Below are 9,049 nucleotides of genomic sequence, written 5' to 3' on the forward strand. Positions count from 1 at the left end.
GTCATTTGTCATTCGTCATTTGTCATTTGTCATTTGTCATTCGTCATTTGTCATTTGGAAACTGTAGGGGCGACCCGCTTGCTCTAATTTTCAACACCAGTCCATTCAATTGGGTCGGGTCGCCCTTTATAGCAGTAGACACATCGATTAGGACTTTCGGCACCATTGTAGAGACGCGCCATGGCGCGTCTGGAACATAAATGATGTGTCCTAACCGCTATGGCGGTTGCTATACTTAAGTCCTTGAGTCAGAATGTGTTTCTCAAGAGGAATGGCAATGAAGCAAGCATTTTTGGATCACCAAAATCCTTGATATGCCGTAGGGTGGGCATTGCCCACCAACCTCAAGTCGGTGACATTCTGCTTAAGATTTTTTATGGATTAGACTCAGGAGGGCAAAGCCAATCTAACAATTCACCCGGAATATCTTCATAACGTTCTAACACAAAGTCCATCAAGGCAAGATGGCGCAAATCTCTGGGTTGAGGACGGCGATAGTTGCGACCTCTTCTGAACCAGTTTTCGACGGTAGACATGGAACGATCGCAGATAAAGGCAATGGTTTCATGATTCACCTGCCATTTGGCGTAAAACTGTTGCGGCGTCATTCCAAGTTGACAGTAGCCGTAGAGGTCAATTAAGGCTTGTTCGCGTTCGGTTATCGGACGGGGACTTCTCATCAGACTTCCTCCAAGGGTTGACCCTGAGCGAAGCCGAAGGGTTCGAGATCGTCTTCCCAAGCGGTATCAGCTACCGTCCACCGGCAACTGGGGGAACGTTGGTCTAGCCAAATCAGATAGCACCATGTCCAAGCACAGTGATGAGGCGCAAAGCTGTAAAATCTGCCGATCGCAATCCCCCAGTCTGGTGATTTAAGATTATCTTGGCGATCGCTTGTCCATTTCAGTTTGTCTCCGTCTCCAAAACGAGGCGGTTTGACCTGGGGAAAGTTGGCGGGTAGGTCAATGGATGAGAAAAGAAATCGCCGGAAACTGAAGCTGGGAAGTAAATCAGTGCTACCGTGACGTAGGGCGTTGAGATAAAGTGCGATCGCCTTTCCGTTCAGGTTGGCAGTTAAGTCTCGGATCAGGATCGCGGCGAGGCTTTCCAGTTCGGATGGGGTAAGCTGCATCCGAGCAGGATCAAAGTCAGGCTCAGAGTAGGTTTCTAGGTGGGTGAACAGAGGCGCGATCGCGAAATCCTCTAACGCTTGTTGATAGCCTTGCTGGTAGGTGAGTTCACCAGGGGGACAGTTTGGTTTTAACATAGTAAAAGTCTCCGTTTATGGGGTAGTCACAAGTCGGCGGGAAGCGTCGGAAACTTGATGCTGGCTTGTGACACATTTGGATTTGTTAGCGGTTGGATAAATAGACATATCGCTGCTGGTGGATTATTTCGAGTCGGGATAATGCCTCTGGTGTATAGCGTTGGGCTTCAATGCAGATTGATTGCCAGAGGCGATCGAGGGCATTTAGGTTAGGACAGTAGCGTATGAGCGTGCGACAAGCGGCAATCCACTGTTCAATTTGGCGATAACTGACGAAGTAACCACCGATTCCTTTGATATGTACCCAAAGAACGTTATGCCATTTTTCCCAATTGAGGATGCGCTCTTGGGGGATTCTCAGGAGTTTAGCGATTTGCCCAAGGGTGATGACAAAGGTTTTGGGGTTGATGCGATGGCGTATGGGTTGCATGGTAGATTATTGCTCGTGAATGGCTTGGCGGTTGAAACCACAGCTATACAAACCAAACCTGCCTACGCAGGTTCAAACTTCAATAAGCGCAGCGATAGCGGTGGTTTGGGGAATTTTTGGGTTGTTGAGGCTTGACTATTGTCAGCTCCAACGACTATGCTGACAATATAGTAAAAAAGTTACTTCTGTGTCAATACCCTACTCCGAATTTTCTGACCCTTCCTCGTATCTAAATCCAACTAATTGAGCAACCAATTCTAGATGTTTAGAAGTAGACAGAGGCGGCTCATATAGACCAATTTCCCAATTACTGACGGTTTTCTGTCGCACACCCAGCCTTTGGGCAAATTCTGCCTGGGTTAAACCCATGTGGCGGCGCAGTGCTTTGATGAGTTCAGCGTTCCATAGCACAGTGTCACCCATACGCTGAACTTTAAGTTTTGCTGTAGGTTGGCGAAATGTCACCCGTTGCTGCTCAAAATCCACATCCTCAACCCGATATCCGGCTTCCATCCAAGCAGAAGCTTGCAGTGCGCCTTTGCTGCGATTGCTCCACCATGCCCGTTTTTTACGTGCTGAGTCGGGTAAGGTGTCATTCATGAGTTCCTCAATTTCTGCAAAGGTGAGACTTATTTCAGCTTGATTGCTCTGACGCAGAAATTCCAGGAGTGGCTGATACTTGCTATCTGGCTTCATGCTGCAAAACCTCTACACCAATCAACGTCTGTGGGTTGAGATGCTGGTGGGATTTCTTTTTGGGTGCAGTAGGAAAGGGGCATGAAGCTGTTCTAGGGGACAGGTAATCATCTCTAGGATGCCAGAAAATTTGGGAGTGCGATCGCTCTATCTTGCCAATTTGCCATTAGTAATCGAATCCAGCCTGATCAGCGACTAACAGAAGAGGTGAATGTAGGGGCGCAAGGCTTGCGCCCTCACCCCCTGCATCTATCCTGATCAGAAACGCTATAATCGCTGTCGCAGTTGTTCTATAAAGCTCCGTTTCAAACCAAATTGCGCGTTAGCCATACCTTCAATTAGGGTATTGAGTTCATCTTGCGGTGGCTGCTTCGTTTGCACCCAAGCCTCAAGAATATCTGGCAAAGTCAGATGGGGAATTTTCAACTCTTTGGCTACTTCACAAGCTTTATCATCCGACGAAAGAAATACTGCTTGCACTTGGTAACGCTGGGCTAGCACCAAACAAGCCACCTCTCCTTTACCTAACTGTGGATAGTTTATCTGAAGCATCTCTCGTTTGTAGAGTTCTTCCACCGTCAAAATTTCAACAACAAGGCTTCCTTGATCAAAATGATGATTAAGCTGCTCTGCATTTTTGAGCCAAGTTTGGAAACGCCGAGATTCTGTTGGCGGGAGTTGTTGTATCTGACGCTGAGCGTATCGCAGTCCCCTCGCTAGTTCACTTAACTCCTCATCGTTAACTTCTAGAGGAAGATTATCCTCATCGCGGTTATAAACTTCAGTGGGAAACAGCCCACAGGAGACATTGATAGCGTCCAGCATAATTTCTATTCCTTGGGGGTGGGCAAAACTCATCACCCGCAAGACTACGGTATCTATAATAATTTGTGTCATGCTAATTAATCGTTAATAAAAATAAATATAAAATTTTATATTAACATTATGTTAATATAAAAATCAGCATCAGCCTCTTTCAGGCTAATTCAGATGAACATGAATTACGAAATTCTCGGTCAGCGCCTGCGGCTAGCGCGTGAGCGTTCTCGAATAAGTCAAACCGAAGCCGCTCAAGTTATAGATGTCACGGCGGCGGCTCTAAATCAGTATGAGAGCGGGAAGCGTCGGGTGGATGCTCTTACCTTGGAGCGTCTATCTCGGCTTTACGGGGTGCCACTGCGATCGCTATTTGGCGAAGAAACGGTTCAATCCGACTGGGAAGAAGCATTACGGCTTAATTCTGAAACTATTTCTGCTTCTAGTAAGGCGGGAATTGCCCGTTTGATTGAAAAAATTTATGCCCTAGAGGAACTCTACACTCAGACGGATACTCCTTTTCCTGGCGTTTCTCACCCCCCTTTTGCCCCGCTTGCTAATCGCCTCTTACCGGAAACCGAGACGGCGGTGTTAGCGGCTCAAAAGGCTCGATATCACTACAACTTGGGAATGGCTCCTATAGTTGATTTGCGAAGCTTCTTAGAGGCTCAAGGATTAATGATATTTATCATTCCCTTTGGCAACGAACAAAATGCTATCTCTGGGCTATTTTTGTCTCATCCTAAACTGGGGAATATTATTGCTATTAACCAAACCCAGACTGATACTCGTCTCTCTTTTAGCTTGGCTCATGGATTAGCTCATTGTCTCTATCAATATGACCAACTAGCTATTCTTTGTCACCCTAGAGATACTAATCCGTTGGAATGTTTTGCTGAAAAATTTTCTGCCTCTTTTCTGATTCCTTCCGCAGCATTGCAGGAACGTTTACATAATTTGGGCATCAAACGGGTTAGGCATCCGGCGGAAGTTGTGCATTTAGCCCACTACTTCGGCGTTAGCTATGAAGAAATGTTAGTTCGATTGGATTTGGAACATCAACTCGCAGGTTCTCAGGAAGACTTTAAGCAGATTCAGCCCGCACGTTTATCTCGAAATTTGGGTTATAGTTCTTCGTTTGAGGAGAGTGGAGAGGGTTTTCTTCCTGTGGAAAAACGTTTACCCAGAATCTTCCTAGAACTTGCCTATCGTGCTGTTCTAATGGAAAAATTATCCCTGCGGCGGGTAGCGGAAATGCTGGGTATTAGCGATATTGAATTGGAGGATCGGCTGTTTATGACTGAGCAAACACTTGAAGAAATTGCCAGTTAATCAATGGGTGTGTATGGAGTGCGATCGCTTCTCATACATACCGAGTTCCTCTATTATTCAGATGGAATGAAGGTTTAAGTTAACTAAGAGTGTAAGCAGAATCTGCAACTCAGCGACAGATTAACTTGGCTCCGATGGCGCAAGGTTGTTATGCCGCGTAAATTACTGAAATTCATTATCCTCTCTATTTTCTGGACAACTTTTCAAGGTTCTTGTTGATTGATTTAAGTATATTCTCAATATTGGAATAATCATGATTTATTCAGAGAGATTGGAAGAGCAGAATTAGAACTTTGAATCGTTTTATTGTATACATAATAATTGCCAGCAAGATCATGATATTGCACGTCAATAATTATGTCTTCTTCCAAAGAAGGTTGAGCCTGAGACAAACCTGCAATATCAAGAAAAAATGGATTACTGCGATCAATTAAAGACAAATTAAGGGGGAAAAGCCCGGATTGCTGTCTGAGCAATTGAGGCAAGGGTTCAATGTTAATTGCCACATCAAGTGCTGGTGCGTCCGTCAGCGCCAAAATTCCAAGCTGTATAGCTTTTCCTTTATCCGGTTTTAAACGAAGTAAATGTGTGAGGCGTGGTTTTGAAAAGTGTCGTTTAGCCCAAATAGCATCAACAATAAAATGTTTAGCTTTAACTGTATGTGCACCTGCTCGGATGTAGTAGCAATTATCCGGAGCCATGTGGGGAGCCATGTAACTTTCATGAATAGCGACTAAGAAAACTGCTTTATCTGGCTCAATACTACCGCGCCCCATTGGGTCTTGTATTAGTTTAATTTCGTATTGGGGAGATGGTTCTACTTGATGAATAACTTGATCGATCCAGTCTCGTAAATCTTGTTTTCCAATTTTCAAGGGAAAACCACCATCTGCCTTTCCTTCATTGTTAACACCAGCAACAAAGCATCCCCCACCAGAATTGGCAAAGCCTGATACAGCACAGCTTAATTTTTTCTTGAGATCTTGGAGTTGAGTACTACTCGATTTAAATTCAAAATAATCGTCTTCTTCAGGTATCAGTTGTGTTAAGTCAAAGGTGTCGAGATTGATTTTGGACATAATGCTGAAAGCTACATTAAATTTTTTTCTTTATCTAGCTGTTTATCAAGCTATTCACCTATCTATTTATTTTACCAACAACTAATACATACAGTATATCCAATATAGTGTTAGGCTTCATCCTGGTTCGTTCACTGAACCGCAAATTCTGTATAAGGGCGAACATCAGGGGGATGAAATCCCAGGACAATTTTATCTTTGGGGATACCTGCGGCAATCAGATCGTTAGCAATACCGTCTTCTGTACCATCTCGATGAATCCAAATTTTATCATTAATAATTTCGATGTGAACCAGGCAACCATGTACCCGTTTTTTATTTTGCCATCCCAAGGTTAGAAGTAGGTAATTATTTTTGTCTTCACTAATAATTAATCGTCTTTGTAAATCTCCGTAAGCATAGGGTATTTGAAAATAATCGTGGAGAATGTCATAAATAATTTGATGGTAGTTATTTAGAGTATCCATCGCACTATTGCCTCCTTCACCGAATCAAACACAATTAAACTTAAACGTTTATTTTCTAACAAAATTCCGCCGATACAGCGTTTTCCATGCTGGTGAGGTACATTGAGAATAAGACTTTTGCACTCACAGAGACTGCGATAAGTTTTTCAGCTCCTAGATCGATAAATAAATCTTTTTTGCCCCATTCTATGGTAAGTGGATCATTTGTGATAATCCAATCATCTTTGATCAGGGCGTTTTTAACGGTATCATGGTAGATATCTTTAGCTGGCATAGAAAGAACTGACTGTTAACTAGCCAAAACCACCTGTAAATCCAGTACAAATCCCGGTAAAACATCTTCCCCTGATAAGCTATCTGGGGACTCTAAAACCTCAACCTCCCGATTCGGTCGATAAATTTCAACCTTTTTATTCTTCGCATCAATCAACCACCCCAAACGCAACCCATTGTCTAAATATTCCTGCATCTTTTTGCGTAAAGGTTCCATATTGTCACTCTTAGAACGCAATTCGATCGCAAAATCCGGACACAGTGGCGGAAATGCTTCCTGTTGTTCGGGTGTCAATGTATCCCATCGTTCTTGACTCACCCACGATGCATCAGGAGAACGATCTGCACCATTAGGAAGCCGAAACGCTGTCGAAGAATCAAAAGCAACTCCTAAACCAGCCTGACGGTTCCATGCTTGAAGCTGAAACGCGATATCAATATTCCGTTTTCCGGTAATTCCTCCAGTGGGTGGCATAATAATTAATTCTCCGATCGCTGTTCGTTCGAGTCGCACGTCGCGATTAGCCGCAGCGAGTTCCTCAAACTGCTCATGAGTAACTTTTAGGGTTTGTGGGATAATAATTGGAATCATTGTTCGTCACAACTCAAAATTGCGATCGCCTGTTTTTCTGCCTGTGGGCGCACGTCTGTGCGCCCCTACAGGGTTAACCCTTGAATTTATGGCTGACAAATTGACTACCAATGCCGCAACCAATGGCAAGCACCACGACCATAATTTGACTGGCAAGATAGTGATGATGGTGAGGATGATCCTCCTGAATCTGGCTGATCGCCTCGACATCAATTCCGCGATCGCTCACCGGAATCACTAACATATCCCAATGACTATCCTCACCAATCTCCACCTCCCACTCTCCACTGACGGAGTAGTCGGGTTCAAAAACAAACATCCCTTGTTCGTTTGTCCTTCCTTCAATCGGCGCATAGTCTGAACCCGCAGGAGGATGGACAATTACAGGTGCATCTTTAAACGCTTCCCCTGTGCTGAACAGCGATTGAAGTTCCAGGGACTTAATGTTTAAGTTATAGTTTGTTTCTACACCATGGGCAAACGCTTCTGTAGGAAAGCCCAAAAGACTGACAAGTACCAGTAGGACAACAAAGAACTGTTTTACTTTCATTTGATATCTCTGAAAAGGTTGTGATTGATTTTGCCTCATAACGAGGTAGTGACTGAAACAACGGTTATACCAAAGCCAATGACCATGATCACGATCGCACTCAAAATGGATAACTTCTGCAACACTTGATCTGTTTGTGGCAATCGCTCCAGCCACTGACGAGCATAAATGGCGACGACACCCAAAATAACTAACACTGATGCTAACCCCAGACTAAACCCGCCCACCAGAAACAGCCCATAGCTAATCTGGTGCAGAGCCACAGCACTCAATAACATCACCAATGCAGAAGGACAAGGAATTAATCCCCCCGCAATCCCTAATTTAACCAGGGATGAAAAGCTAGTGGGTGAGTGTGCATGAGCGTGTGAATGGCAATGGGAATCAGAATGCAACCGCTTTCTCAGCAGGCTCAATCCGACGATACCAATGGTTAACCCGCTCACGAAACTCAGTATCGGATAGGATTGTTCAGGTAAGAAGTATTGAGATGCAAACAGCGCGATCGCACCCAAGAGGAAAATACTCAGAGTATGAGTAAAGGTTATCGTTAATCCCAGTAAAACAGCCTGTTGTGCGGTGCCTTGAGAGCCAATAAAATAGGCACTAACAAGGGTTTTACCATGTCCAGGGGACAGTGCATGAACCGCACCGAATCCAAACGCGATCGCGATCCCGATTAAAATCTTACTTAACGTCGGTTCAGAGGCGATCAGGTTCGGTACAGAGGATGTGTGACTCAAGTGAGCTAAAATACACGCTTGTGACATGGGAAAAGTGAGTGGGTAAGTTAGGGGATTTTTTCTGTGAAGTCTCCACGACTAAGAATCAAGCTATAGTCGTGGTTTCTTTATCGACCCAAAGAGCAGACAAAGTTACCCGACTTCTAGGTTGGACATCCGACCCTTCACAACCTTCGAGGGCATGGGTTTTACTGATGTTCAATTCACCGCTTTTACGATTAAGTCAGCATTATATCTCTTGCCCGACTTGAATGTCGCTAACCTATCGTTAGTCCCATGATCCAGAAATGCCGTTTTAATCGGTAGCGGCGACCCACTTGGTATTATAATGAACAACACCAGAAATAGGATGGGTTTACATCATACTAAATCCGGCAAACGCTACCCCCGTTACAACAAAGTCCGCGCAGGCGGACGCAAGTTTGTGTAGCAGCGATTTCAATCGCCTCCTCTTGCTGAGATAGAGGAGCTGTTATCTCTCAAACTATTTGCGTAAATTTTACGCAAACTTGCTTTGTTTGTCCAAATTCCAATTATTAGTTTAAGTCAAGTTTATTTTAACAGTTTAGCACACTAAGATAATGGGTTTTTATTCAAACCCTCAATCATACCCCCAAACAGGCGATCGCACTTCACTCATCTTAGGAAAACTTAATAAACTCGCGATATTGACTGATATTAGGTTTCAAGTTTCCCCTCAAATCTGATAAATCGCATCGGCTGGCGACACTTCCCCCTTCGTCACCGCTATGATACCAGGGAGGTATTCATCCATCATGTTCACATTGGTGTAAACCAACTGTT

General features: G+C 44.2%; 12 protein-coding genes. 1 reads left to right on the forward strand and 11 read right to left on the reverse strand.

The window, feature by feature from the left end:
• Positions 1-374 precede the first annotated feature (374 nt).
• The 5 genes from ACLFWI_RS20755 to ACLFWI_RS20775 form a co-directional block, all read right to left on the reverse strand.
• Entirely contained in the window at positions 375-680 is a 306-nt protein-coding gene (locus tag ACLFWI_RS20755) for a helix-turn-helix domain-containing protein (protein ID WP_446371209.1), read from the reverse strand.
• Positions 680-1,267, reverse strand: coding sequence for a hypothetical protein (locus ACLFWI_RS20760; RefSeq protein ID WP_446414487.1), 588 nt, complete (start codon positions 1,265-1,267; stop codon positions 680-682). Before ACLFWI_RS20760 ends, ACLFWI_RS20755 begins: the two co-directional genes overlap by 1 nt.
• 85 nt (positions 1,268-1,352) lie before the next feature.
• Positions 1,353-1,697, reverse strand: coding sequence for a hypothetical protein (locus ACLFWI_RS20765; protein WP_446414488.1), 345 nt, complete (start codon positions 1,695-1,697; stop codon positions 1,353-1,355).
• Positions 1,698-1,895: 198 nt separating this feature from the next.
• Positions 1,896-2,393, reverse strand: coding sequence for a helix-turn-helix domain-containing protein (locus tag ACLFWI_RS20770; protein WP_446414489.1), 498 nt, complete (start codon positions 2,391-2,393; stop codon positions 1,896-1,898).
• 267 nt (positions 2,394-2,660) lie between these two features.
• A complete protein-coding gene (locus ACLFWI_RS20775) occupies positions 2,661-3,290 on the reverse strand; it encodes a hypothetical protein (RefSeq protein ID WP_446414490.1) in 630 nt (209 codons plus the stop codon).
• Positions 3,291-3,383: 93 nt separating this feature from the next.
• Here ACLFWI_RS20775 and ACLFWI_RS20780 point away from each other — a divergent pair, with 93 nt between their 5' ends.
• Positions 3,384-4,541 (forward strand): helix-turn-helix domain-containing protein, encoded by a 1,158-nt coding sequence (locus ACLFWI_RS20780; RefSeq protein WP_446414491.1) that lies wholly within the window; start codon positions 3,384-3,386, stop codon positions 4,539-4,541.
• A 251-nt stretch (positions 4,542-4,792) separates the two neighbouring features.
• Here ACLFWI_RS20780 and ACLFWI_RS20785 read toward each other — a convergent pair whose 3' ends face one another.
• From ACLFWI_RS20785 to ACLFWI_RS20810, 6 genes are all read right to left on the reverse strand, one after another.
• Positions 4,793-5,620: an AlbA family DNA-binding domain-containing protein gene (locus ACLFWI_RS20785; protein ID WP_446414492.1), complete on the reverse strand. Its 828-nt coding sequence runs from the start codon at positions 5,618-5,620 to the stop codon at positions 4,793-4,795.
• Positions 5,621-5,751: 131 nt separating this feature from the next.
• The gene (locus ACLFWI_RS20790; protein ID WP_446414493.1) at positions 5,752-6,087 is read right to left on the reverse strand and encodes an element excision factor XisI family protein; all 336 of its coding nucleotides are present in this window, start codon (positions 6,085-6,087) and stop codon (positions 5,752-5,754) included.
• Between the two features lie 55 nt (positions 6,088-6,142).
• A complete protein-coding gene (locus ACLFWI_RS20795) occupies positions 6,143-6,361 on the reverse strand; it encodes an element excision factor XisH family protein (protein ID WP_446414494.1) in 219 nt (72 codons plus the stop codon).
• Between the two features lie 15 nt (positions 6,362-6,376).
• Positions 6,377-6,952, reverse strand: a complete 576-nt coding sequence (locus ACLFWI_RS20800) for a Uma2 family endonuclease (RefSeq protein ID WP_446414495.1) — start codon at positions 6,950-6,952, stop codon at positions 6,377-6,379.
• 73 nt (positions 6,953-7,025) lie between these two features.
• The gene (locus ACLFWI_RS20805; RefSeq protein WP_446414496.1) at positions 7,026-7,502 is read right to left on the reverse strand and encodes a hypothetical protein; all 477 of its coding nucleotides are present in this window, start codon (positions 7,500-7,502) and stop codon (positions 7,026-7,028) included.
• Positions 7,503-7,537: 35 nt separating this feature from the next.
• Positions 7,538-8,272 carry a nickel/cobalt transporter gene (locus ACLFWI_RS20810; RefSeq protein ID WP_446414497.1) on the reverse strand — a complete coding sequence of 245 codons (735 nt, stop codon included), beginning with the start codon at positions 8,270-8,272 and terminating at the stop codon, positions 7,538-7,540.
• Between the last annotated feature and the right edge of the window lie 777 nt (positions 8,273-9,049).

This window comes from Coleofasciculus sp. (genome assembly GCF_046539235.1).
Taxonomy (GTDB): domain Bacteria; phylum Cyanobacteriota; class Cyanobacteriia; order Cyanobacteriales; family Coleofasciculaceae; genus Coleofasciculus.